The following is a 26,332-nucleotide window of genomic DNA, read 5'->3' as shown; positions in this document are numbered from 1 at the left end:
TATCAATAATGGGTGTTGTTAGCTTTCAGTTTCTAACTGATTAACTTTTAGCGCCTTTCTTCGCGTAAGTCTTCTTCCTTGTCCCACCACCTTTACGGCGCTTGAATGCTGGTCTTTCAACTTTAGGAAGATGACGCAGAGATTCAGGGACTTCACCTGTTTTTACCTTACCCATTAAGCCATCGATCTTACTTTCTAGCTCTTGCATGAAGGGTTGATACGCTTGGTTTCGTTCAGCCATGCCTTGCAACTGATGCTCCCAGTGAGCAGTCATGTCGGGAAAGGTCGAGTCCTCAGGTAAAGCATTAATCAAACCTCTGCCGGCAGGGCTACTATGGATGCTTTTACCTTGTCGCGTTAACAGTTGTCTCTTGAACAAAGTATCTAGAATACCCGCTCGGGTTGCTTCCGTTCCAAGGCCATCGGTCTCTTTCAAAATGGCTTTAAGGTCTTTGTTCGCGACAAAGCGCGCGATACCGGTCATAGCTTGTAACAACGTCGCTTCCGTGAAGTGCTTTGGTGGCTCGGTTTTCTTATCACCAATAATACCTTCACGACACGTCAACACCGTTCCTTTATCCAATGGAGGAACCGTATCTGTACCATCGCCTTTCTCTTCGGTGTCCGTTTTCCCCATCAACACCTTCCAACCTGGGCTAATAAGTTGTCGCCCTTTTGCGATGAACACACCACCAGCGATATCAAAAACCAACTTAGCATCCGCAAAAACAGCCGGTGGGTAGAACTGCATCAGATATTGGCGGGCGATTTGCTGATAGATTTTCATCTCATTAGCAGATAGGCCATTCACCGCTGATTTCTTCGGCGTTGGGATTATCGCGTGGTGAGCATCGACCTTACTGTCATTCCATGCTTTGGATTTAAGAGAAAGATCCGCGCCTTGCGCACCACTTTGCAGCTCTTTCGCATTGTTGGCGATAGCATCGACTACTGACTCTCGTTGCGAATAATGATCTTTAGGTAGATAGCGGCTGTCAGAACGCGGGTAAGTGATGAGTTTGTGTTTCTCATACAATGACTGACAAGTGTCGAGAACCTGCTGAGCACTCATACCAAAACGCTTAGACGCGTCAATTTGCAAAGCTGACAACGAATAAGGCAGTGGCGCAGCTTGTTTACTTTGCTTTTGCTCTGATTCTGTCACCGTCGCGGGTTGATTCGCAATTCGGTTAGCAACGTTCTCAACCAGTTTTCGATTGAGCACTCGGCCTTCTTCATCTTGCCATGGCTTACATGCTTCGCTTGGTTTCCAACGCGCTCGAATATCAAAGCTCTGGCCGTTGTTTTGGTAAGGGATCAGCGCATGCAGAGTGAAGTAATCTTTCGGAATGAAGTTTTCGATCTCTTCATCACGCCTTACGACCAAACCAAGTACCGGCGTTTGTACTCGCCCGACCGACAATACGCCTTGGTAACCGGCTTTTTGACCAAGCAAAGTATAAGCACGAGTCATGTTCATGCCATACAGCCAATCGGCTCTAGAGCGTGCCAATGCAGAAATAGACAGTGGAATAAAGTCTCGGTTACTGCGCATCTGAGAGAGCGCACGCTTTACCGCTGGTAAGTTCAAATCGCTGATCAGTAGCCTGTCCATCGACTCTTTCTTAGCCTTGGATACTTTGCAGTAATCAATCACTTCATCAACTAGCAACTGCCCTTCTCTATCCGGGTCACCCGCATGGACAATTTGGGTCGCGTCCTTCAATAGCTTTCGGATCACCGTGAGCTGTTTGCTTGACGTCTTACGCGGTCTTAGCTGCCATTGCTCCGGCACGATAGGAAGATCGGCTAAGTTCCACTTCTTATAACGGTCGTCATAAGCGTCTGGCTCAACCTGCTCCAATAAGTGTCCAATACACCAAGTCACCACATCCCCATTGCCACATTTGATAAACCCTTGGTCTTTCTTCTGTGGATTAGGCAATGCAGCGGCGATCGCACGGCCGAGGCTTGGTTTTTCAGCAATAATAAGACGAGACATGTTTTTCCAGATGCTACAAACAATTAGGGCCACATTATCTAATGTGGCCCCTAGAAATCAAGGAAAACTGGTTGTTTATACAGTTAACATTCAACAATTCGTTGTATAGCTATTTTCCTGACGAGATCTATAAGAACTCGACGAACTTTGAGAAATCACGCTCTGGTACTTTCATTGGCGTACAGCCCGGAGTACCTAGGTATAGGAAACCAACAATTTCATCGTCGCCTTCTAGGCCGAAAGCTTGGTGCACTTCAGGGTGGAACATCCATTTGCCTGAACGCCAAAAGCCTTGAAAACCTTGTGCAACTGCCGCCATTTGCATAGCTTGTGCAGCGCAACCCGCAGACAAGTGCTGTTCGAACGCAGGCACTTTCTCGTGCTCAGTTACCTTTGCGATGATAGTGATCACCATTGGAGCTCGGAACGGCGCTTTTTTTACTTTCTCGATAACCGCTTCTTCGCTTTTATCCGCTTCGGCAGCACGAACCAAGATGTCAGAGAGCTTTTGTAACCCTGAGCCTTGTGCGATAACAAAGCGCCACGGTGTCAGTGCACCGTGGTCTGGAGCTCGTAAACCTGCTTTGATGATGTTTTCTAACGCGACACCTTCAGGTGCCGGATCAGAGAGTTTTGCGATAGAGCGTCTGTTGAGCAATAGATCCAAAGCATCCATTTGAAGTCCTTACTAATTTTTATTGTTTGTATAGTTGAACTGTAGCACAGAATACAAACGATAATAAATCTCAACGGCTGTCCAATTGACACAATAGTTCAAACAATACTGGAAACAATAAAGGCTCCTAAATCTATGACTTAGGAGCCTTATTTATCTGTCTAGTCCAAGCTTAGTTACCCGTCTAGTTCAGCTTATTGAACTTTCTGATTCAAACTTATCAAACGAGAACATTCTGTTTGTTGTTAGAGCTTAATCGCCAGCTCAACACCTTGTCGAATCGCACGCACGGCATCCAGTTCACCTGCGTAATCGGCACCGCCTATCACGTGTAGTTTGCCACCAAACTCTTGCCACATGTCTTCGAATGGACGAACTGAAACCTGACCCGCACACACGATAACGGAATCGGCATCGAGTACCTGATCTTTCTTACCAACGCTGATATGTAGACCTTGGTCGTCAATCTTGTTGTAGCTCACGCCACCAAGTAAGTTCACACCACGTTTTTCTAGAGTACGTTTATGAATCCAGCCAGTAGTTTTACCTGGGCCTTTACCCACTCGACCGGCTTTACGCTGCATCACCCAAACCGTTTTATCACTGAACGAATCAGGGTAAGGATAAAGTCCACCTGGGTGCTCCATATTCTTATCAATGCCCCACTCATGCAGCCAGTCGTCCAAGCTATGAGAAGTCGGCTCTGTCAGCATAGTTGCCACATCAATACCAATACCACCGGCACCAACAATCGCGACTTTTTCGCCTACTGGTGTCTTTTCACGAATCAAGGTTTGGTAGTCGACTACGTTTTCTTGATCTATCCCTTCAATATCAAGCTTTCTTGGCTCAACACCGGCAGCCATCACGACTTCATCGTACTTCAACAACATCTCAAACGTCGCTTCAGTATCCAGTTTTAAGTTCACGCCTGATGCATCTATTTGATTAGCAAAGTAACGAATCGTTTCTCTGAACTCTTCTTTACCCGGAATCTGCATTGCCAATCTAAATTGTCCACCGATACGGTCATTTTTCTCAATAAGATCAACCTTATGCCCACGCTGTGCCAACGTCGTCGCGCAGGCTAAACCAGCAGGCCCAGCACCAACCACGGCAATGGTTTTGGTCGCTTGGGCAGGCTGAACAACAATTTCAGTCTCGTAACAAGCACGAGGGTTCACCAAACAGCTCGCTCTTTTGCCTTTGAATACGTTATCAAGACAAGCTTGGTTACAACCGATACAGGTGTTAATGAACTGAGCTTGGTCTTGAGCCGCTTTATTAACGAAATCAGGGTCAGCCAAGAATGGACGAGCCATTGATACCATGTCGGCCTGTCCTGAACTGAGGATACGTTCGGCCTCTTCTGGCGTGTTGATTCGGTTACATGTCACCACTGGGATCGACACGTATGGTTTTACTTTTTCCGTCACCCAAGAGAATGCCCCTCTTGGTACTTGTGTCGCAATCGTAGGAACACGAGCTTCATGCCAACCAATACCAGTATTGATAATGGTCACGCCCGCTTCTTCTAGCTTCTGAGCCAGAAGTACAACATCTTCGAACGTGCTGCCTTGCTCAACCAAATCCAGCATCGATAAGCGGAAAATAATGATGAAATCTTTACCCACCGCTTCGCGAATCGATTTAACGATCTCTAGTGGGAAACGCATACGCTTCTCATAAGAACCGCCCCATTCGTCATAACGCATGTTAGTACGTTTACAGATAAATTGGTTAATCAAGTAACCTTCAGAGCCCATAATCTCAATGCCGTCATAGCCAGCAACCTGAGCTAGTTCTGCACTGTTGGCAAAGGCACCGATGGTTTTTTTAATTTGACGAGGGCTCATCTCACTCGGTGCAAACTTAGCGATTGGCGCTTTGATGCCCGAAGCACTTTGCGCGAACGGGTGCATGGCATAGCGGCCAGCATGTAACAACTGAAGGGCAATTTTACCGCCATGCTTATGCACGGCCTCGGTAACAACTTGGTGAGCTTTTGCGTGCTTAACTTTACTGAACTCAGCACTAAATGGGGTCAATCTGCCACGTAAATTAGGAGAGAAACCACCGGTAACAATAAGGCCAACGCCTCCTTTTGCTCGCTCTTCATAAAACGCGGCAAGCTTGTGGAGGCCTTCTTTATTTTCTTCTAAACCCGTGTGCATTGATCCCATCAATACACGGTTACGTAACTGAGTAAATCCAAGATCGAGTGGTTCGAGTAAATGTGGGTACATGGCAGACATCACTTCTATTATTATATCCTTGTGGTCTGACCACAATATAACTCAATTACCAAAAGTTCAAACAACCGTTTACATTTTTGTAACACCGATCATAATGCAGGACGCATTAATCGTTCAAAAGTCCTTAATCTGTCTACACTTAATGAGAATATATATCGATTAACAATTCTTGGTGTAGTTTGAGCTAGGGAATTATCGTAGGATACTAAGCAGTTCATATTATTGAGATTAATAGTACTGTTGCTTGTTAAAGCCACGTGATCTCACTGCGGAGACATAATGAAAAAGATATTCAAATTTATAGGTATGATCTTTAAAGGGATTTGGAAGCTCATCACGTTTGTGCGTCTTGCGCTGGTTAACCTTTTCTTTTTACTCAGTATCGCCATCATCTACTTTGTATACTTCCACTCAGACACAACTCAACCCACTGTTCCACAGGAATCGGCTTTAGTGCTTAACCTGTCTGGTCCTATCGTGGAGCAAAGTCGCTATATCAATCCGATGGATTCAGTCACGGGTTCACTGCTTGGCAAAGACCTTCCAAAAGAGAACGTCCTGTTTGATATTGTTGAAACGATTCGCTACGCCAAAGACGATGACAAGGTAACTGGTATCGTTTTAGCACTCAAAGAACTGCCAGAAACCAATCTGACCAAGCTTCGCTACATTGCTAAAGCGCTCAACGAGTTCAAAGCAACTGGCAAACCAATTTATGCGGTGGGTGACTTTTACAACCAAAGCCAATACTACCTAGCCAGCTACGCAACTAAAGTCTTCCTATCACCAGATGGTGGGGTTCTTCTTAAAGGCTACAGTGCTTACTCGCTATTCTACAAAACTCTATTAGAGAAGCTTGACGTAAATACACATGTATTCCGCGTCGGTACTTATAAGTCTGCAATCGAACCTTTCATTCGCGACGATATGTCAGACGCAGCGAAAGAGTCAGCTTCTCGTTGGTTGGGTCAACTGTGGGGAGCATACGTTGATGACGTAAGCAACAACCGCCAGATCGATGCTAAAACCTTGAACCCAAGCATGGACTCTTTCTTAAAAGACCTTGAGTCGGTTGATGGCGATATCGCAAAACTGGCAGAGAAGCTTGGTTTAGTTGACGAACTGGCAACTCGCCAACAAGTTCGTCTAGAGCTCGCAGACGTCTTCGGCAGTGACGGTCAAGACAGCTATAACGCGTTGGGGTACTACGAGTACCGTACAACTATGCTTCCAGACCTTACAAGTGAATCGCACGATGTCGCTGTAATTGTTGCTAGCGGCGCAATTATGGATGGCAAACAGCCACGTGGCACCGTTGGTGGTGATACCACGGCCGCACTACTCCGCCAAGCGCGCAACGACGACAAAGTAAAAGCGGTTGTACTTCGTGTAGACAGCCCAGGTGGTAGCGCGTTTGCTTCAGAAGTTATCCGCAATGAAATAGAAGCGATCAAGCAAGCAGGTAAACCTGTTGTGGTTTCTATGTCTAGCCTGGCTGCTTCTGGTGGTTATTGGATCTCGATGGGCGCAGACAAGATTTTGGCTCAACCAACCACACTAACGGGTTCAATTGGTATCTTCAGTGTTATCACAACCTTCGAAAAAGGACTGAACGATATTGGTGTTTACACTGATGGCGTTGGTACGTCGCCTTTCTCTGGCCTTGGTATTACAACAGGGCTTAGCGAAGGCGCGAAAGATGCGTTCCAAATGGGCATTGAAAACGGTTACCGCCGATTCATCAGCCTAGTTGGAGAAAACCGTGGCATGGAAGTCGATGCTGTCGACAAGATTGCTCAAGGCCGAGTATGGACAGGCCAAGATGCAATCGAGAAAGGTCTAGTCGATGAAATTGGTGATTTTGATGATGCGATTACAGCTGCGGCTTCACTTGCAGAGCTTGAAACCTACAACATTTACTGGGTAGAAGAGCCTCTTTCAGCCACTGAACTATTTATTCAAGAATTTATGAACCAAGTTCAGATGTCGATAGGCCTTGATATTCAGTCAATGATTCCAAGCAGTTTACAGCCTGTTACTCAACAGTTAGCTCAAGATAGCCAACTGTTAGGTAACTTTAACGACCCACAAGGTCGATATGCTTTTTGCTTAAACTGCCAAGTTCAATAAGATAAGCTCAACGCTTTGTTATCAAGAGGCGCCTCTGTGTGAGGCGCCTCTTTTTATTGCATGATAATTCGCTATAATCGCCCCCCTGTTCCCTATATCACACTAAGTATTAATCGCCATGGAAAGAAAACACATCTATATCGCGTATACCGGCGGCACAATTGGCATGCAGAAGTCTTTGGACCACGGCTATGTCCCAGTCGCAGGTTTTATGGATAAGCAGCTAGCTGGCATGCCTGAATTCCATCGCCCAGAAATGCCTGAGTACACCATTCATGAATACTCTCCATTAATGGACTCTTCAGATATGACGCCACTTGATTGGCAGACTATCGCTGATGATATTCGCGCGAACTACGATAAGTACGATGGTTTCGTTATCCTGCACGGTACAGACACTATGGCTTACACCGCCTCAGCTCTGTCATTCATGTTAGAAAACCTCGGCAAACCTGTGATTGTTACGGGCTCTCAGATCCCATTAGCAGAATTACGTTCAGACGGACAAGCAAACCTGCTTAATGCTCTGCACATTGCAGCAAACTACCCGATCAACGAAGTGACACTGTTCTTCAACAACAAGTTGATGCGCGGTAACCGCAGTACAAAATCACACGCTGATGGCTTCAATGCGTTTACCTCTCCAAACCTAACTCCATTGCTAGAAGCGGGTATCAATATCCAGATCAGCAATAACGTTAAGGTAAACGAACAACCTGAAGGTGCTTTCAAGGTTCATAACATTACTCCGCAACCCATCGGTGTAATTACAATGTACCCAGGAATCTCGCATGAAGTGATTCGCAACACGCTACTACAGCCTGTAAATGCAATGATTCTGCTTACTTTTGGTGTTGGTAACGCACCGCAAAATCAAGAGCTACTTCAACACTTAAAAGATGCCTCAGAACGAGGTGTGATTGTGGTGAACCTAACTCAGTGTTTGGCAGGTAAAGTCAACATGGGTGGTTACGCGACGGGTTGTGCACTAGCAGAATCGGGCGTTATCAGTGGTTACGATATGACACCAGAAGCAGCACTGGCGAAATTACATTATCTATTGAGCCAAGATTTAAGCTACGAAGAAGTGAAGGCTCAAATGCAACAAGTGTTACGCGGTGAGATGAGCTTATAAGCCTATCCTGCGATTCGTTTAGCCGAGGGCTTACCTTTAATCAAGCCCCTCACGTAAACCTGAACTAAATCGTATTATTGTTTATAAATAAACAGCTTAACAGTAAAAAAGGGGTGGCACTGTGCCACCCCTTTGTTGTAATTTAAGCCTAATGATTAGGATTAACTCTAACAATATCTTCTTGGTCGGACTTAAACTGCTTCTTTAGTTCAGACTTTGATTTAAAGCTAATTTCTCCGCCGGCTGCAATTGTCATATGTTGAGCTTCAGAGTTATGTTTCGATTGATACAACATAACCGCCTGCATACACGAGTCGCGCTGTTCTTTAGAGAGCGCCGTTCCTTCTGGCCATTTCCCCGTTTCAACTGCATAGTTTAAACGTTCGTAGACCTCGGGGGTCATTGCGCTAAGAAGTTGTTCTGCATCCATGGTAAGGCCTTAGTTTTAACAATTTTCACCAGAAAATAACCCGTATCAGAATTGAGTCAAGAACCTGACTGAAAATAAGTGTATTTGATCACAAGTGAAGGAATATGAAAATTATGAAATGGTTGGTACTAAGCCTATTGCCTTTCACTCTGGTTGGGTGTTTTGACGGGAACAAAAATACCGCTCAATTGTGCGAAAGCAACCCGTGGCTTCAGTGTGAAAAGTTAAATATGAACGACGGACAGTGCCGTGTCGCACGTACCGACCTCGTCTGGCATCGATTTGAAGCAAAAGAAAACCCCAGCGATACCAATAAGATTAAAGAATTCGAATTAGTCACTACTTACAAAAAGTGTCTAGAGCTTGCTGCACAGATCGAAACGATTGATCAATCCAAACTTCAAGAACGTCGCTTCATCTCCTTAATGAATAGTATCGAAGAGTCTGAACGTATTGTTGACGAACTCTCGCGATCAAATACCCCGGAAACGCTTTATTTTATGTGGTCACAAACTGGGGATACCAACGCAAGACGCAGTTTCCTGCAATTAGAAGGGACAGATGCATTAAACACAGCAGAGATGCAATATGCGCTAGCCACTTTTTATACTACCCGTGACCATGAAAAGACGCTTAAGCTACTCAACAATGCGTTAACACTTTCTAATGGTTCGAAGGTCAACACCGAGATCTTCAAATCGATGGCGAGTATCAACCACAGCCTAGGTCATATGGAAAAAGCGTACGTCTGGGCAATGGTTGCCAAGAACTTTGATGTGCCTATTGCTTCTGAAGCAGAACTTACCGTGTTGTACCGTTTCGATGAGTCAACATACGAACAACTGAATCAAGACGCGGACAATATAGTAGAAGCTATTGAAGATGAGGTTTACAGCTCTTCAATCGTCCCTCGTTACTGATCGCACAGTTCTCGTTTTCTAGTCCAAACGTTCTATTCACGAGCTTTCAAAAAAACAGCTACCATGATGGTAGCTGTTTTCGTTTGTGCTAGAAATAACTCTGAAATACTGAGCTACTGGGCAGTTCAGTACCACTCAATCAACAAATACGCCTGTAAGGATTAGACAATTGTGACAAGTTATTTGGTAGTTTCGTCATTTTTGTTGAAAATTAACGACACAGAATTAACACAGAACCGTTCACCGGTTGTCTTCGGACCATCAGGAAAAACGTGACCTAAATGGCTATCACAAGCGGTACAACGGATCTCTACACGCTTCATTCCGTGACTTAGATCTTCTATATAGCGTACTGCTTCATCATTCACTGGGGCATCAAAGCTTGGCCAACCGCACCCTGAATCATATTTGTTATCCGACAGAAACAAAGGGCTTTCACAGCATGTGCAGCTATAGACACCCGTCTTATGGTTGTGCAGTAACTTACCGCTATATGGGGCTTCGGTACCACGTTGACGACACACAGAAAATTCATCGTCCGTTAGGCGTTCACGCCAGTATTCATCAGGCTTTATCATATTTCCTCCCTTTTGAATCACGTTAATATCTCTCCACATTATCAGTTATTATATTTACTTTTTTCTATAAAGGCTTGCATATGAGTCGTTTTGTAGCACATACTTTCTCACCAGGAAACATTGTACATATACACTCATAAGTGAATCATCATTTAGAGGTATTTTACCCAACTGGAAGGGTACAGAGCCACTCGCAATGGTCAATTTTCAACCACTTACACCCAATTGTTAAGAAAAGCGTCGCTTTTTTTTGACATTAAACAAGTTAAGTCGGATTATCTATTGCAGATGTATACTGGATTCTGTAATTTTACTACCAGTTATCTTTAATCAGAAATTAAGTTGTGGAGCAACTACAATGACTATCAAAGTAGGTATTAACGGTTTTGGCCGTATCGGCCGTTTCGTATTCCGCGCAGCTCAAGAGCGTGCAGACATCGAAGTAGTAGGTATTAACGATCTAATCGACGTAGAGTACATGGCATACATGCTTAAGTACGACTCAACTCACGGCCGTTTCAACGGTACTGTTGAAGTTGAAGGCGGTAACCTAATCGTTAACGGTAAAACTGTACGTGTTACAGCTGAGCGTAACCCAGAAGACCTTAAGTGGGATGCTATCGAAGTAGACGTAGTTGCTGAAGCAACTGGTCTTTTCCTAACTGACGAGACTGCACGTAAGCACATCACTGCTGGCGCTAAGAAAGTAGTTCTTACTGGTCCTTCTAAAGATGCAACTCCAATGTTCGTAATGGGCGTTAACCAAGCATCTTACGCTGGTCAAGACATCGTTTCTAACGCTTCTTGTACTACTAACTGTCTTGCACCTATCGCTAAAGTACTTAACGATAAGTGGGGCATTGAGTCTGGTCTTATGACTACAGTTCACGCTACTACAGCAACTCAAAAAACTGTAGATGGCCCTTCTGCTAAAGACTGGCGCGGTGGCCGTGGTGCTTCTCAAAACATCATCCCATCTTCAACTGGTGCTGCTAAAGCTGTAGGCGTTGTTCTTCCAGAACTAAACGGCCTTCTAACTGGTATGGCTTTCCGTGTACCAACTGCTAACGTATCTGTAGTTGACCTAACTGTTAACCTAAAAGAAGCTGCATCTTACGAAGAAATTTGTGCTGCAATGAAAGAAGCTTCTGAAGGCGAAATGGCTGGCGTTCTTGGTTACACTGAAGACCAAGTAGTATCACAAGATTTCATCGGTGAAGTTCAAACTTCAGTATTCGATGCTAAAGCTGGTGTTGCTCTAACTGACAAATTCGTTAAAGTTGTATCTTGGTACGACAACGAAATCGGTTACTCAAACAAAGTTCTAGACCTAATCGCTCACATCTCTAAGTAATTTCTTTTTAGAAATAGCTTTAGATAAGCATTAGCGAAGACTGTTTTGAGCAGACTTTGAAAAAGGCGACCTTAGTGTCGCCTTTTTAATACCCGCTATCTTTTAAACGGCTTCGCCCCCGATCGCCAAAATGCCTCGGCTAGTTACACACTAAAACTTAAGCTAAACCTAAAACTTAAGTCAAAACGCAAAATTTAATTCCAATACTGGCTCTGCTTGTCACTCATAAAATCACAAGCACTGTTCTAGCCAGCATTTGAATTCAATTTCCTTAGAAGGATCATGTAATGGATTTATCTACTCTACCTACACTGACAGTACTTTCTGACAACGTGACTATCGTTGAACACGAAGGTGTAAAATTGGTTCGCGTTATCCACGATAAAGCAAACGCAGCCATTTCATTGTTTGGAGGCCATGTGGTGTCATTCCAACCACAAGGTCAACAAGACCTTATTTGGATGAGCCAACAAGCTAAATTCGATGGAAAAACAGCCTTACGTGGTGGTATTCCAGTATGTTGGCCTTGGTTTGGTCGCATTGCAGCACCGGCACATGGCTTTGCACGTTCAAGCGAATGGCAATTAGTTGAGCACCGTGAAAGCGAAGCTGGCGTGATTGTAAGCCTAGGCCTAAAGCCGAATGAAGAAACTCTGGCAGTATGGCCGCATCAGTTCGATGCACGTTTAAATGTTGAGATTGGTGACCAACTAAAAGTAACTTTGGATGTGAAAAACACAGATTCGCAACCATGGACTTTCTCTGGCGCGCTGCACACTTACCTAAATGTTGGCGATATTCACAACACAACCACAACCGGTATGGGTGCTGAGTACATTGATAGCCTGCAAGGTGGCAAGATCTGCCAAGGTGGTGCTGAACTGGTACTGACTGACACGATTGACCGCGTTTACACGCAACCAGAAGCGCAAATCTTTGTTGCTGACAAAAAGCTGGATCGCACGCTAACGGTTGAAAACCACGGTCATAACTCCGCAGTACTGTGGAACCCGTGGGCGGAAGGGGCTGCAGGTATGGGCGACATGCAAGACGACGGTTACCTAACTATGATGTGTGTAGAGTCAACACTGCACGCACCAAGCCTAGAAGCAGGCAAAACGTTACAGCCTGGTGAAAGCCACCAGCTGATTACGGTAATTTCTTCGAAATAAGCTTAAAGTTAGGCCAATTAGATACGAAAATGCAGCCCATGAGCTGCATTTTTATTGCCCTAACCATCTCTATCTCTATCTCTATCTCTATCTCTATTCCCATGACCAGTTTGTAAGTTAACGCAGACAAAATTTATCTACTCTGATTCAAATACATTCCAAATTTCATTTCATATCTCATACACCATAATTTATAAATATAACTATCAATTCATTAATTCTTATCAATTACTGCCTATGAATAAGTTCTTATGATAGGAGGCTCAATAACAAACTTATCTAAAACCACTGAACAACACCTCAATGAAGACAGGATAATGAATTCATGTTCGAGAAATACAAAAATCAAAGTGTTGGCTTCCAACTTAAGTTGGTCATTTTGCTGTGCTTACTTATCGCCTTTGGCTCTATCGCAACGCTCGTGTATCGCAATGCCTCACAAGTATTATTAGACAACACGTTAAGGGAACACCAATCCAAAGTAGAAGCGATGGCCAAAACCATATCTGGCCAATTCGATGCCTACCTACATACCGCCAAAGTTTTAGAATCCACCTTTCGTAACGGTTACCTTGCAGGTGTTTATGTTGAGAATTACGACGTTGAGTTCAACGGTCATTCCATTCCTAACCTGACTCAATATGGTGAGAGCCTAATCAACGACACTAAACTCGTTGATAGCTTTACTCGCGACACCGGCGCTGTAGCAACCCTATTTGCCCCATTTGGCGATGACTTTATTCGCGTGTCTACTTCTCTTAAAAAACCGTCAGGGGAACGTGTTGTTGCCACAACGTTAGGCAAGGATCATCCTGGCTATAACAAACTCAAAAATGGCGAAGCTTATTACGCGCAAGTGAAGCTCTTCGGCCAACGCTACATTACCTACTACGCGCCTTTAACGAATGCACAAGGCAAAGTTAACGGTGTCTCTTTCATTGGTCTACCCGTAGAAGAGGCGACACAAAACCTGTTCGAGTCATTGCGTTCTGTCTCATGGGGCGATACTGGCTATACCATCATCGTTGACAATGAAGAAGAGCATCAAGGCCAGTACTTACTGCACCCTACTAATGCTGGAGGTGATAAATCTATTGTGGATGTTGCCGACTACGACGGTAACAAACCTTTCTATCAGCTCTTTGAGCAGCCATCCGGCTTGATTCTCTACCCTTTTGAGTATCAAGGAACAGTGGGCGAAAAATACCTCGTCTATACCGAAGTCCCGGGGTGGAATTGGAAACTACTTGGCGGCACATTTATTAATGAAGTCACTAAAGGCAGCGACGAACTGCTGAAACTTATCGCGATAATCGCGACCTTGATTGCCGCCGCTACCATCGTCGTGTTAACGCTCGTATTGAATCGCACGTTGACGCCGTTAACGACTTTAAACGAATACATGATGCGCTTAGGAAAAGGCGAAGTCAGCTTACATATTCCAAACAACGGCAAACAGACTAAGAATGAAATCAGCAACCTAAATACCGGCGTTGCGAATATGGCTGCTCAATTGAATACACTCGTTGGAGAAATTCGTACGACCAGTGATCAAGTACAAAACAGCTCTAGCAGTGTGTCACAGGATGCTAGCCACAATCTGAGCCAATCTGACCGCCAGCAAGCACAGGTTGAGCAAGTCGTTACCGCTATTGAAGAGATGGCTACCTCGGCAGAATCTGTAGCGCAGCAAGTGAATAGCATTGCTGAAAATGTTCGCCTTGCAAATGAAGACAGCCAGAAAGGTTTAGAAGTCGTTGAAGGTGTGTGTATTGATGTTGCCCAGCTAAATGATCAATTAGACAAATCAGCATCGGCCATCGAGCAAGTGAGTTCTGATAGCGAAAGCATTCAAACCGTCACCAAGATGATTGATGACATCGCAGAACAAACCAACTTACTTGCGTTGAACGCTGCAATAGAAGCAGCGCGAGCGGGGGATCAGGGTCGTGGTTTTGCCGTGGTCGCTGACGAAGTAAGAACATTGGCTCATCGTACACAAACGTCAGTACAAGACGTAGTGAGCATCATCGAGAAGTTGAAATCTTCAACTAACAATGCCGTGAACCTGATGACACAAAGCCAATCGAATGCCAACCAAGTACTTGATAAAGCGCAAGAAGCAGGCACAGCCCTAGAGTCGATTGCCTCTCAAGTTGAATCTATTGCTTCTCAAGCTGAAACCATTGCTGCGACATCAGAAGAGCAAGCTCAGGTTTCTCAAGAAATAGCAGCGAACGCGCATGCGATCAGCGATTTGAACCAGCAAAGCCGTGAAACCAGCGCTAAGACTTCTCACAGTGCTGATGAACTTCAAAAACAAGCTGAGTCGTTAAAGAACCAAGTTAACTTCTTTAGCTAAAAACCGAGTTCACTGTTTCTATCAGTGACTTGCTCATAACCAATAGAGCCAACCATACGTTGGCTCTATCTCTTCACTGACAGCCTCTGTATCTTCACTAATTGCCGTAAACCAAGACAGCTGCGTTTATTCTAGCGCCCCACTATGCTTCCTGTTAAAATTTTGGACTTGAAATTTCTACCTCGAGTTCGCAATGACTTACCAATGCCCTTTGTGTCACCAACCTTTATCTCAAAACGATCGTACGTTTAAGTGTGAAAAGAACCATCAGTTCGACCTAGCGAAAGAAGGCTATGTTAATTTGATGCCAGCACACCACAAACGCTCAAAAGATCCAGGTGACAACAAAGAGATGATGCAGGCTCGTCGCCGCTTCCTTGAAGGCAACCACTACGATCCAATGCGTCAAGCCGTTGTTGGTTTATGCGCTAGCTATCTGCCAGCAACCGCCCCTAGCCTATTAGATATCGGTTGTGGTGAAGGTTATTACACCAATGAAATTGCGGTAAACCTTCAAGAAAAGAATGGTGCGACTTTTGGCCTAGACATTTCTAAGATTGCTATCAAATACGCAGCTAAACGCTACCCTGCTGTCGACTTCTCAGTCGCTTCGAGCCATCGCCTGCCCTTTGCGGAAAACAGCTTAGACGGCATTCTACGCATTTATGCGCCTTGCAAGGCTGAAGAACTGCAGCGCACCATCAAAGACAATGGCGTGGTGATCACCGTGACACCGGCTAGCCGACACCTGTATCAGCTGCGTGATGCAATTTATGATGGTGTTCGCTTGCACGACGAAGATCCAGAAATGATTGAAGGTTTTACTCTTGATCACCAAGAGCAACTAAACTATATGATGGAACTATCGGGGTCAGACGCATTCGACCTGCTACAGATGACGCCGTTTGCTTGGAAAGCGAGTGAAGAGTTTAAACAACAACTCATTGATGCTGAGCAATTCAACTGTGAAGCGGACTTTATGCTGCGAGTGTACCGCAAACAGATTTAATTGATATTGATTATCGTTTGCATTGAAATATCATCTTGCCTCCTTTAGTATGCGTGTTCTTCAAGGAGGCATTTCATGCAACGTATTATTCTTATCGGATTAGCAACCCTGCTCACGGCTTGTACTAATCAACCTTCAAACAACACTTCTCAAAAAGTGGCTAACACGCAAACGGAAACCGTTTCCACATTCTATGATTACCAGTTTGCTTCTCCACAAGGCGAAACGCTTTCTCTCGATGCATTTCCTAAACAGCTGATTGACGCTGATGTGGTTCTTATTGGCGAATGGCACACTCACTCAGCAATCCATCGATTCCAAACCGATTTCTTAAAAGCACGTCGCAACGCCACATCAAACATCGCGCTTTCAATGGAACAATTCACTCGAGAACATCAAGACACATTAAACCAATATCTCAATGATGAAATTGGCGAACAAATTCTTATGTCTCAAGCGGCTGCTTGGCCAAACTACGAAAGTGATTATCGCGCACTGGTTGAGTTTGCTAAAGCCAATGACGTCGATATCATTGCGGCAAACGCACCAAAACCCTTCGTACAATGCATTGGCCGTAAGGGGTTACCCTATCTAGATCAGCTAACGACGGAACAACGTCAATGGATTGCTTCAGAAGTGGATACTGGCGATAGCCCTTACAAAGACAAATTCATGGCTTCGATGCATCACGGCACGCCAGAGCAAACAGAAAAGCAGTTTGCCGCTCAAGTAACATGGGATGAAACCATGGCGGAGTCGATTGTCGGTTACCTAACATCCAACCCAGATCAGCAAGTGATTCATGTTGCTGGCAAGTTCCATACAGAAGATGGTTTAGGCACAGCTGCATCGATTCTGCGTCGCAATCCCAATCTAAAAATTGCGATTATCAGCCCAGTTAAGGAAATCGCTTCAGATAGCAGTGACTACCAGCTCAAAGTGCTTTCTCCACCCGCTCGCTTTATTAAAAAAGAGAACAGAATGAAGGCATACAAACACCTATCTAAGCGCGGCGCTAGCCTAGAGTGCGACTAAACCATCCTTATCCATTCTTATAAGAGAACGAAACGATGGGCTAATTCTAGATAACTAGCCCATCGACAGAGCTTCATTGGCTCCTATCATCCACTCTAACTCTATATAACATTCAAATTCCTTATCGGCACAAGATTTGCTTAATAACTAGACGGTTTGACTAAGCAGACGAAAAAACAATGTGCGAATAAAAAAACATCACCACGGTGATTAAATGCACAAGTTTTTCACACCTCTGCCGATACTATATTTAAGGATAGGTAAGGAGAGCGATATGACACCAGTAGGAACGAGTAATACTCAGCTGTATTCACCTGCGAAAATGAACGCACAGAATAAAAGCACCGAGGCTGAAAAGCCTGCTCCACTCAAGGTGGAACAAAATACCGTTAAGCTTTCCGATGAAGGAAAAGCGCTATTATCTGCTCTTAAACAAATCGATAAAGAATCAAAAAAATTCGAAGCGGAAAATGCAACCGTTACCGATAAAGTTGAATCGTTCGCTCACGGCGCATTAGGCATGGACCACCCAGACAAGGTTGAAGAAGAGGATGATGGCTCTTATTCAGCGGGGCAATTCTTGTCCGCGGCACTTACCGTAGGTGGCATTCTTATCGCTTTAGTCTAACTTTTTGCTTTAACCTAATTTCGCTTTAGCCTAACTTTACAGCTCTGCTTCTCTATTCTTTCATTACCTACCTTTTATTGAATAGAAGCAATTTGTCGTCACGACAACAGACCTGATTTGGTCTAAAAAACGAGTTCATTCCATAATTCCGCTCTCATTTTAATGGAATAATACTCGTGAAAAACACTTTTGAGCTTATTGATAAGCCTACCTTCTTTGGTGCTATTGCACTCCTACTCACGATAGTTTTCCCGCTCATTTTGTTCCCAGCACAGGGCGCAGACTGGATTGCGGTTGCGAAAACATTCATGACGGATCAACTTGGATTTCTATATCTTGCTCTAGGCCTAGCTGCTTGTGCCTTCATGGTTTACGTTGTGTTCAGTGACATGGGACAAATTAAACTGGGTGAAGCTGATGAAGAACCTGAGTTCAAAACTGCATCATGGGCAGCAATGCTTTTCTGTGGTGGTATCGGCGCAAGTATCTTGTACTGGGGCTGTATTGAGTGGGCTTACTACTACCAATCACCGCCTTTCCAACTAGAACCCGGAAGTGAAGAAGCGGTTCGTTGGGCGGCAACTTATGGTTTGTTTCACTGGGGACCAATCGCTTGGTCTATCTACCTGATCCCAGCGATTCCTATCGCTTACTTCTTTTATGTGCGTAAACAGCCTGTTCTAAAGATTTCTAGTGCGTTAATGCCTGTTCTTGGTGAACACCGCAGTAAAGGCGTACCTGGAAAAATCGTCGATATCCTATTCATTTTCGGTCTACTGGGTGGCGCTGCGACAACACTAGGTTTAGCAGCACCTCTCATCACTGAAGGCCTGAATCACCTATTCGGTCTACCTAAAAACAACCTTACGCAAGCAATGGTTCTTTTAGTTTGTACGGCAATTTTTGCTTACTCTTCTTATGCTGGCTTGGAAAAAGGCATCAAGATCCTGAGTAACATCAATTTCTGGGGTGCAATGGGTCTACTGACTTTCGTTCTGATCGCCGGTCCAACAATCTTCATGCTAGAAACAGGTTTAGACTCGATTGGTCGTCTACTGTCTAACTTCTTCGTGATGGCAACGTGGGCTGAACCATTTGGTGGTTACGGTACCTTTGAGAACACTCACTTCCCACAAGACTGGACCATTTTCTACTGGGCATGGTGGCTAGTATTTGCACCAAGTATGGGCCTGTTTGTTGCGCGTATCTCTCGCGGAAGAACCATTAAACAAATGGTGTCAGGTTCAATTTTCTTTGGCTCTCTAGGTTGTTTCTTGTTCTTCATGATCTTAGGTAACTACGGTTTATCCCTACAGTTATCTGGTGAGCTAGATGTCGTTGCAATCCTAAACGAAGAAGGCGCAACCAAAGCGATTTTCTCAATGCTGGCACAACTGCCAATGAGCACGTTAGTGATCGCCGTATTTACACTGTTGTGTATTATTTTCACTGCGACAACGTTCGACTCGATTTCTTACATTTTGGCTTCTGTGGTTCAGAACAACGTGACCGAAGAGCCAATGCGTTGGAACCGTATGTTCTGGGCATTCACACTGTCGTTCTTGCCAACGATTCTGATGTTCTTGGGTGGTCTAAGTACGCTACAAACGGCAGCAATAGTTGGTGGCTTACCGCTACTGGTGATCTCTGTGATGCTGATGATTTCAGCGGTTCGTGCAACGAGCCTCGACCTACGCCATCAAGACGCGTACATCGAGCCAACGATCAACATCGAAGAACTACCAGATATGGACCCTTGGTCTGCAGAAGGTATGGCGCTGGCTCAATTTGAGAAAGAAAAAGATGCTGCGCAAGAGGCCGCAGAACTTGAGCGAGTTGCTTACACAGAACTTGCCGCAGTGAAGAAAGAAATTCGCGCTTATGTGTTAGAACAAGGTTCACAAATGGAAACTCACGAGTTACCAGAGAACCTACAACAAGCACTTGAGCAGGCCGAGAGTAATCTTAGTGCCGCACAAGCGAAAAAAATCGAGTTATCTGAGCAAGCTCAGAATGCTCGTATCACGTTCAACCAGGTGGTTGCAGACTTACCGCTTGCTTGACATTAGCCATGACACAGTCCATTGATTTGGACCCTCCTAAATACGACAAAGGCTCACAGAAATGTGAGCCTTTTTTTATGCTTTTCAAAAAATTGGAGTTATTGCTCAATTTCACATTGATGAAATAAATATGAAACGACTTTGACACAAATCGATGTTCTAATCATCCCGCTTATATAAAAAGGGATAACCAATGAAGCACATTATAAAACCAATCATTGCCGCAGTGGCAACCTCAACACTTTCATTCAACGTACTTTCAGCAGAAATCAAAAACGTCATTCTGATGATTGGCGATGGAATGGGACCTCAACAAGTTGGCCTGTTAGAAACCTACGCAAACCAAGCACCAAACTCGATCTATAAAGGGAACAAAACCGCCCTTTATCAACTTGCTCAAGAAGGGGTTATTGGTTCATCCCTGACTCACCCAGAAGATGCAATTGTGGTCGATTCTGCTTGTTCAGCCACCATGCTTGCAACCGGTATCTACAGTGGCTCAGAAGTGATTGGCATTGATTCTCAGGGCAATCATGTTGAGACGGTTCTTGAGAAAGCTAAAAAGGCAGGTAAAGCAACAGGACTCGTGTCCGATACGCGCTTAACTCACGCCACGCCTGCTGCATTTGCTGCTCACCAACCTCACCGTTCGCTAGAAAACCAAATTGCTAACGACATGCTAGAAACTGGTGTTGATGTAATGCTTTCGGGAGGGCTACGTCATTGGCTCCCTAAATCGACCAACGACAAAGGTGAAACCTATAAGCAACTTGAAAAGCTGACTCAAGGTGATGTTTACCTAAAATCAAAACGTAAAGACGACCGTAACCTTCTTGCAGAGGCAGAGAAAGACGGCTACCAACTGGCATTTAACCGCAGCATGTTAGAAGATGCTAAAGGCGATAAGCTACTTGGCCTGTTCGCCTACTCAGGCATGGATGACGGCATCGCTTACAGCAACAAGGAAAAAAGTGACGAGCGAACTCAGCCAAGCTTAAAAGAGATGACACAAAAAGCACTCAACATCCTATCCAAAGATGAAGATGGCTTTTTCCTAATGGTCGAAGGTGGCCAAATAGATTGGGCAGGCCACAGTAACGATGCCGGCACTATGCTGCATGAACTGCTCAAGTTTGATGAAGCGATCCAAACTGTGTATGAATGGGCAAAAGATCGTGAAGACACGATCGTGATTGTGACCGCAGACCACGAAACAGGATCTTTTGGCTTCAGCTACTCTTCTAACGACCTACCAAAACCACAGAAACGTTCTGGTGAAGCCTTCGTCGACCGCAACTATGCACCTAACTTTAACTTTGGCGCATTCGATATTCTTGATGGTTTATATAATCAAAAGCAAAGCTACTACGGCATGATCAGCGAATTTCAGAAGCTGGATAAAGCGCAGCAAACACCTGAAAAACTGGCTGAGATCGTCAACAAGAATAGTGAGTTCCCTATTACAGCTGAACAAGCGAAAAACGTATTAGCGAGTAAGCCGAATCCATACCGATTGGCTCAACACAAATACTTATCGGCAGAAGAAGTGCCTGCTATCAACGATTTCGATGCATTCTTCCCTTATAACGACCGCGGTAACTTGCTTGCTCGTGAACAGGCAACAAGTCAAAACATCGTTTGGGGTACAGGTACACATACTCACACACCAGTGAACGTGTTTGCTTGGGGGCCAGCAGAGAAAATACTGCCCGTTTCAAAAATCATGCACCACTCAGAGCTAGGTGAGTACATTAAACAACAAGTAAACTAGCCTGAATCTTTTTTACTCGTTTTACTTAGCGCCCTACGGGGCGTTTTTTGTTTTAAGCCTTTAAGTTAAGTAATTAAGTAAATTTAGGCGACGCCAAATAGCAAAACAGCCGCTCAAGAGCGGCTGTTTTTAGAATAACTAGCGATTTGGGTGATTCAAGATGTGGTCTTCCCAATCGACAACATCGATTTCGTATACCACTTTGTTACGAACACTTTCACCTGCAGCATGCATCTCTGATTTAGAACCCGTAATCAATGGGTGCCACTCAGGAATCGGCTTAGATTCAGATAGAAGACGGTAAGCACAAGTATCTGGTAGCCAGTGAAACTCATCGATTTTGTCACGAGTCAGCTTCAAACACTCTTCACCTGAAGTGAATCGGTTCGGGTAATCTTTACACGAACATGTTTTGTCGTTTAACCAGCTACACGCCACATTAGTGTAGTAAACTTCATCGCTATCTTCATCCATTAGTTTATGTAGGCAACACTTACCACAACCGTCACACAGTGATTCCCACTCGTTCTCGGTCATTTGCTCTAGTGTCTTTTCTTGCCAAAATGGAATCGTCATAGGATTACTTCTTACTCTTTTACTGGGGTGCGTGTTATACCGCTAGCCGAATATAAGTTCAAGAATAAAATCAGCTAACGCTCTTTCGCTATGCGGTAGAACTTTCTAAATCCGTGAGTATTTGAATAGCTTCGCTTGTCGTAGCCCCACATACCCAGCTTTCAGCTTTAAAGTCAAAACAGACCTGAGGCCTCTCTTTTTTACCAAATAGTTTACATAGGTTATCAACAGTAAGCTGCTTACAACGCTCACCAGACTTCTTTCCATGAGGATGAAGGGGGAATGAAGATGTAATACTAGGCGCTGTACAGCAAGCACCACAATGAAGACGGCATTCCATAATTGGACCTTAAATAGAATCAAAGGAAAGAAGGTGGGCGATTCTATCCTAAAAATGAAATTAGCCAAGTGAAGTTATTTAATATGTACAAAAAAAGCACCTTATAAAAGGTGCTTCCAATTCATCAAAGACAGAATCTACTTTAAAATATCATGTGGCTTTGAAGACAAAAATTGCGGTGTCATTTCTGCTAAAGCCGCTTTATAGCGAGTCGATGACAATAAATCTCTAGCATCTTGCACTGTGAATTTAGCCTTCTGTCCTTGATCAACAATAGGCCCAAGCGCCATAATATGTTGAGCGCTTGCTTTTAGCTTAGGAGAAGTAACAGAAACTGTTTTGTTATTCCCGTCTTTAAATGATGCAATCACTTTCTTTGTATGGCCAGGATCAACTTGGTCACAGTTTGTAATTGGTGGGTGCGTCATAACGCCTGTTGATGATAAAAGTTGAACTACAGGCTTACCTTCTGCTATCGCTTTGATTTGACAATAAGTTGGGCTTTCACCTATCAAATTGTTTGTATTGTTAAACATGTACATAGTCCAGTCACCTGCACCACTACCTTGATCAGTTTTGTCGACATCAACGCGAGTCCAGCTATCTACCGCACCACTAAAGTCTTTTTTGACGACTAAATTTTGTGTGTCCGAAACGGCGTAAACTTTTTTACCTCCAATTTCGTATTGACCCACGTAATCTTGGTTAAACCAATTAAACCAACCTTTCGAATCAATATGCCTTCCACGGTAAGGGCCATCAAACTGGTGAAGACTTGAAAATTTAGTCTTCGTTATATGGACAGATTTACCGGTAGAGTCGAGATCTGTGACTTCATCTGTGATAAAAAACGGTTGTTCAGTAAAGCTAATTGATGTGTTCGGAGAAACACCTTTCGATGATGAGATATTGTAATCTCGGTAAGCGATGACATCGTAAGTATCAACATCCGTACTATTGATTTGCGCCTTACCTTTTACTACCTTAACCGCTTCACCAATCCATTTTCCACCATGTTTATTAAAGTAGCCTAAACGAACTGTTTCATCACTAGAGGTTGCATCAACCTTATAAGTTAAGGTTTGAAAATAACCTTGACTGTATGAACGGAAGAATCGCAGTTCATCGCCTTTCTTCGCTAGTGCTAATGCAGCCTTTTCATACTTGTCCGCTGCACACTGTTCTCCGTTTTCCGCACTATATGCCAGAACAGTACCATTGCTATTGATGCGGCAAACATATTGACCAGATAAGGCTTTAGAGTTAACTCGGCTGAGCAAAGCAGTCGCGTCACTACTGCTTACGGAACTGTTTGTCGAGAATTCCCCCAATACAGTATTAAAAGGAACCAGTTGAGCTTGTGAAGCTGCAGGTAATTTAGCTACAGCATAATCTAGGGCTATAAAGTCTACTTTTGCTTTTTGTAAACTTCCTGCCGCATAATTTACCAATTCACGAGCTTGAAAATAACCTTCTAGATTTGGCGACGCATAAACAGAAGTACCAAGAGTGGCAAGGATAATCCCTATAGATAATTTCTTCAAAACTTGACTCCTACTACTTCGCTTTAAAATTGCTTGGAGACTCAAATCCTTTACCATCAACGGATAGGAATTTGTAGCCTTTCAATGTTTGAATATCGGCATCACTTACGCCTATGTCCGTATTCAGTTTCTGAGCGCTAGAACCACCACTAGTAGCAGCGCTACCGCCACCGCTGTCACCACCTCCGCATGCAGTGAGTAATAATGTCGTTACTACTAAAATCGCTAACTTTTTCATGAATCGCAGGCTCCAATAAGAATTAATAATATCTTCAACCAGTTTTATTTATTGAACAACACAATAGATCGCACTTTAGTCAGTTTCTGGAGCTTGTCGTTAAACAGTTATGGCATTTCGTTTAAAAATCACTGCAATCTCTGTCGGCTATTTGCTACCCAAAACACTCCCTTTCTGTCGCTTATATGCCCAAGATTTCACAAACTTGCGAAATCTAAACTATCTTGTTGATACTGGTACAGATTAATAAGGATCGTTATGAATAGGTATATTGCAGAAATGTTTGGTACGTTTTGGTTGGTGTTAGGCGGTTGTGGTAGTGCCGTCTTAGCCGCGGCTTTCCCTGATGTGGGAATTGGTCTACTCGGAGTTTCCCTCGCTTTTGGTTTAACCGTTCTCACCATGGCTTTTGCTATTGGCCATATATCCGGCTGTCATCTCAACCCTGCTGTTACTATTGGACTGTGGAGCGGTGGTCGCTTTGATGCCAAAGATGTCGCACCTTATATTATTGCCCAAGTGATTGGCGGTATTATCGCAGGTGGCGTGTTATTTGTGATTGCTTCAGGCCAAGCTGGCTTTGATGCAGCTGCCTCTGGCTTTGCTTCCAATGGTTATGGTGAACACTCACCGGGCGGTTACTCACTTACCGCTGCACTCGTTTGTGAAGTGGTCATGACCATGGTGTTCCTATTCGTGATCATGGGCGCGACAGATTCGAAAGCACCTGCTGGATTTGCTCCTATCGCAATTGGTCTCTGTTTAACCTTAATCCACCTTATCAGTATCCCTGTAACGAACACCTCTGTTAACCCCGCTCGAAGTACCGGCGTGGCTGTATTTGTTGGTGATTGGGCTGTTTCTCAGTTATGGCTATTCTGGATTGCACCGATTATTGGTGCCGTGATTGGCGCAATGATATACAAAGCGGTGAGAGGTTCAGATTAAGCTCAGAGAAGTGTTTTGGAATAGAAACCTTTGAGAACCATAAAAGAAAAAGCCGCTTGGAGATGGTTCACCAAGCGGCTTTTTTAGATTTTATGACGACCGAGTAACGAGTGTGAAAGCGTGGTGCCATCCACCAGCTCGAGCTCACCACCAACAGGAACACCATGGGCGATACGGCTAGCGTTCACTTCATGGGCATTACATAGCTCAGCAATGTAATGTGCTGTCGCCTCCCCTTCTACTGTCGGGTTAGTCGCTAAAATAACTTCAGTGATATCACCACGACGTAAGCGGTAATCCAAGACATCGAGACCGATGTCACTTGGACCAATACCATCAAGTGGTGAAAGATGCCCCATAAGCACAAAGTAACGACCGGAATATTGACCCGTTGCTTCAATGGCTGCGATGTCTGCAGGGCTCTCTACTACACAAATTTGACCGTTATCCTGACGTTTAGGATTGGTACAAATGTGGCAGGTCTCTTCTTCGGTAAAAGTACGGCACTCATTACAATGACCAATTTCTGTCATTGCTTGGCTAAGAGCTTCAGCCAACTGTAGGCCGCCTTTTCTATCGCGCTGTAACAAATGAAAGGCCATACGCTGCGCCGACTTGGGGCCAACCCCAGGTAGACAACGTAAGGCCTCCATCAAATGCTCCAGCATATGACTGGTACGCATATATAACCGTTCTGATTTTCAAGTAATGGCCAGTTCAACACAAGCTACTACGAGAATTAACCTTTAAGAATGAGTTACTTAGAAAGGCATCTTCATACCTGGTGGAAGTTGCATTCCGCCAGTTACGCCAGCCATTTTCTCTTTTTGAGTTTCTTCAACGCGACGAGCCGCATCGTTGAAAGCAGCAGCGATAAGATCTTCAAGCATCTCTTTATCGTCTTCCATTAGGCTTTCATCGATATCAACACGGCGAACGCTGTGGCTACCAGTGATCGTTACTTTTACAAGGCCAGCACCTGACTCACCTGTAACTTCCATATTTGCGATTTCTTCTTGAAGCTTTTGCATGCGCTCTTGCATTTGCTGGGCTTGCTTCATCATGTTGCCCATACCGCCTTTACCAAACATGTTAATACTCTCTGGTCTAATTGGTTTATTAAAATTAATTAAGCTATACGTGCCTAAATGGGGGTTAAAACAGTG

The 26,332-nt window shown here is 44.3% G+C and carries 23 protein-coding genes; 12 read left to right on the top strand and 11 right to left on the bottom strand.

Translation table 11 applies throughout. The features are described from left to right. Positions 1–40: 40 nt before the first annotated feature. The 3 genes from ACED59_RS05260 to ACED59_RS05250 all read right to left on the bottom strand — a co-directional run bounded on the left by ACED59_RS05260 (position 41) and on the right by ACED59_RS05250 (position 4,933). Positions 41–2,002 (bottom strand): DNA topoisomerase III, encoded by a 1,962-nt coding sequence (locus tag ACED59_RS05260; RefSeq protein ID WP_017099216.1) that lies wholly within the window; start codon positions 2,000–2,002, stop codon positions 41–43. A gap of 127 nt (positions 2,003–2,129) precedes the next feature. Next, entirely contained in the window at positions 2,130–2,678 is a 549-nt protein-coding gene (locus tag ACED59_RS05255; protein WP_012603510.1) for an NAD(P)H nitroreductase, read from the bottom strand. 245 nt (positions 2,679–2,923) lie between these two features. Continuing rightward, on the bottom strand, positions 2,924–4,933 hold the full coding sequence (locus ACED59_RS05250) for an NADPH-dependent 2,4-dienoyl-CoA reductase (protein WP_029224084.1): 2,010 nt from the start codon (positions 4,931–4,933) through the stop codon (positions 2,924–2,926). 279 nt (positions 4,934–5,212) lie between these two features. On the opposite strand from ACED59_RS05250, the gene sppA reads away from it, so the two are divergent. Both sppA and ansA read left to right on the top strand, forming a co-directional pair. Continuing rightward, positions 5,213–7,063 carry a signal peptide peptidase SppA gene (gene sppA / locus ACED59_RS05245; protein WP_012603508.1) on the top strand — a complete coding sequence of 617 codons (1,851 nt, stop codon included), beginning with the start codon at positions 5,213–5,215 and terminating at the stop codon, positions 7,061–7,063. A 118-nt stretch (positions 7,064–7,181) separates the two neighbouring features. After that, positions 7,182–8,198 carry an asparaginase gene (gene ansA / locus ACED59_RS05240; RefSeq protein WP_012603507.1) on the top strand — a complete coding sequence of 339 codons (1,017 nt, stop codon included), beginning with the start codon at positions 7,182–7,184 and terminating at the stop codon, positions 8,196–8,198. Between the two features lie 148 nt (positions 8,199–8,346). On the opposite strand, the gene ACED59_RS05235 is transcribed toward ansA, so the two are convergent. After that, a complete protein-coding gene (locus ACED59_RS05235) occupies positions 8,347–8,628 on the bottom strand; it encodes a YeaC family protein (protein ID WP_009848655.1) in 282 nt (93 codons plus the stop codon). A 113-nt stretch (positions 8,629–8,741) separates the two neighbouring features. Between ACED59_RS05235 and ACED59_RS05230 the strand changes: the two genes are divergently transcribed. Next, positions 8,742–9,548, top strand: coding sequence for a DUF2989 domain-containing protein (locus ACED59_RS05230; protein ID WP_017099215.1), 807 nt, complete (start codon positions 8,742–8,744; stop codon positions 9,546–9,548). Positions 9,549–9,727: 179 nt separating this feature from the next. Here ACED59_RS05230 and msrB read toward each other — a convergent pair whose 3' ends face one another. Beyond that, positions 9,728–10,126 carry a peptide-methionine (R)-S-oxide reductase MsrB gene (gene msrB / locus ACED59_RS05225; RefSeq protein ID WP_009848657.1) on the bottom strand — a complete coding sequence of 133 codons (399 nt, stop codon included), beginning with the start codon at positions 10,124–10,126 and terminating at the stop codon, positions 9,728–9,730. 358 nt (positions 10,127–10,484) lie between these two features. On the opposite strand from msrB, the gene gap reads away from it, so the two are divergent. The 8 genes from gap to ACED59_RS05185 all read left to right on the top strand — a co-directional run bounded on the left by gap (position 10,485) and on the right by ACED59_RS05185 (position 21,520). Beyond that, complete coding sequence (gap, locus tag ACED59_RS05220) at positions 10,485–11,480, top strand: type I glyceraldehyde-3-phosphate dehydrogenase (RefSeq protein WP_009848658.1); 996 nt, start codon at positions 10,485–10,487, stop codon at positions 11,478–11,480. Positions 11,481–11,767: 287 nt separating this feature from the next. Further along, the gene (locus ACED59_RS05215; protein WP_017099213.1) at positions 11,768–12,652 is read left to right on the top strand and encodes a D-hexose-6-phosphate mutarotase; all 885 of its coding nucleotides are present in this window, start codon (positions 11,768–11,770) and stop codon (positions 12,650–12,652) included. Positions 12,653–12,977: 325 nt separating this feature from the next. Continuing rightward, positions 12,978–15,014 (top strand): methyl-accepting chemotaxis protein, encoded by a 2,037-nt coding sequence (locus ACED59_RS05210; RefSeq protein ID WP_009848661.1) that lies wholly within the window; start codon positions 12,978–12,980, stop codon positions 15,012–15,014. Between the two features lie 193 nt (positions 15,015–15,207). Beyond that, positions 15,208–16,023, top strand: coding sequence for a 23S rRNA (guanine(745)-N(1))-methyltransferase (gene rlmA / locus ACED59_RS05205; RefSeq protein ID WP_017099212.1), 816 nt, complete (start codon positions 15,208–15,210; stop codon positions 16,021–16,023). 75 nt (positions 16,024–16,098) lie between these two features. Then, the gene (locus ACED59_RS05200; protein ID WP_017099211.1) at positions 16,099–17,058 is read left to right on the top strand and encodes a ChaN family lipoprotein; all 960 of its coding nucleotides are present in this window, start codon (positions 16,099–16,101) and stop codon (positions 17,056–17,058) included. A 274-nt stretch (positions 17,059–17,332) separates the two neighbouring features. Continuing rightward, complete coding sequence (locus ACED59_RS05195; protein ID WP_009848664.1) at positions 17,333–17,686, top strand: hypothetical protein; 354 nt, start codon at positions 17,333–17,335, stop codon at positions 17,684–17,686. Between the two features lie 176 nt (positions 17,687–17,862). Then, entirely contained in the window at positions 17,863–19,749 is a 1,887-nt protein-coding gene (locus ACED59_RS05190) for a BCCT family transporter (RefSeq protein ID WP_017099210.1), read from the top strand. 193 nt (positions 19,750–19,942) lie between these two features. After that, the gene (locus ACED59_RS05185) at positions 19,943–21,520 is read left to right on the top strand and encodes an alkaline phosphatase (protein WP_017099209.1); all 1,578 of its coding nucleotides are present in this window, start codon (positions 19,943–19,945) and stop codon (positions 21,518–21,520) included. 138 nt (positions 21,521–21,658) lie between these two features. On the opposite strand, the gene ACED59_RS05180 is transcribed toward ACED59_RS05185, so the two are convergent. The 4 genes from ACED59_RS05180 to ACED59_RS05165 form a co-directional block, all read right to left on the bottom strand. Next, positions 21,659–22,096, bottom strand: a complete 438-nt coding sequence (locus tag ACED59_RS05180; protein WP_009848667.1) for a YcgN family cysteine cluster protein — start codon at positions 22,094–22,096, stop codon at positions 21,659–21,661. 88 nt (positions 22,097–22,184) lie between these two features. Beyond that, positions 22,185–22,436: a hypothetical protein gene (locus ACED59_RS05175; protein ID WP_009848668.1), complete on the bottom strand. Its 252-nt coding sequence runs from the start codon at positions 22,434–22,436 to the stop codon at positions 22,185–22,187. Between the two features lie 137 nt (positions 22,437–22,573). After that, on the bottom strand, positions 22,574–23,980 hold the full coding sequence (locus ACED59_RS05170; protein WP_017099208.1) for a hypothetical protein: 1,407 nt from the start codon (positions 23,978–23,980) through the stop codon (positions 22,574–22,576). Positions 23,981–23,993: 13 nt separating this feature from the next. Continuing rightward, the gene (locus ACED59_RS05165; RefSeq protein WP_009848670.1) at positions 23,994–24,218 is read right to left on the bottom strand and encodes a hypothetical protein; all 225 of its coding nucleotides are present in this window, start codon (positions 24,216–24,218) and stop codon (positions 23,994–23,996) included. Positions 24,219–24,476: 258 nt separating this feature from the next. On the opposite strand from ACED59_RS05165, the gene aqpZ reads away from it, so the two are divergent. Then, the gene (aqpZ, locus tag ACED59_RS05160; RefSeq protein ID WP_017099207.1) at positions 24,477–25,166 is read left to right on the top strand and encodes an aquaporin Z; all 690 of its coding nucleotides are present in this window, start codon (positions 24,477–24,479) and stop codon (positions 25,164–25,166) included. Positions 25,167–25,249: 83 nt separating this feature from the next. Here aqpZ and recR read toward each other — a convergent pair whose 3' ends face one another. Both recR and ACED59_RS05150 read right to left on the bottom strand, forming a co-directional pair. After that, entirely contained in the window at positions 25,250–25,849 is a 600-nt protein-coding gene (gene recR, locus ACED59_RS05155; protein WP_004734155.1) for a recombination mediator RecR, read from the bottom strand. Positions 25,850–25,927: 78 nt separating this feature from the next. Next, positions 25,928–26,257, bottom strand: coding sequence for a YbaB/EbfC family nucleoid-associated protein (locus ACED59_RS05150; protein WP_009848672.1), 330 nt, complete (start codon positions 26,255–26,257; stop codon positions 25,928–25,930). Between the last annotated feature and the right edge of the window lie 75 nt (positions 26,258–26,332).

Origin of the sequence: Vibrio sp. FF266, from assembly GCF_041439695.1 — a bacterium.
Classification (GTDB): domain Bacteria; phylum Pseudomonadota; class Gammaproteobacteria; order Enterobacterales; family Vibrionaceae; genus Vibrio; species Vibrio tasmaniensis_A.
Note: the sequence above shows the minus strand (reverse complement) of the source record. Positions and strands in the feature narration are given on the sequence as shown.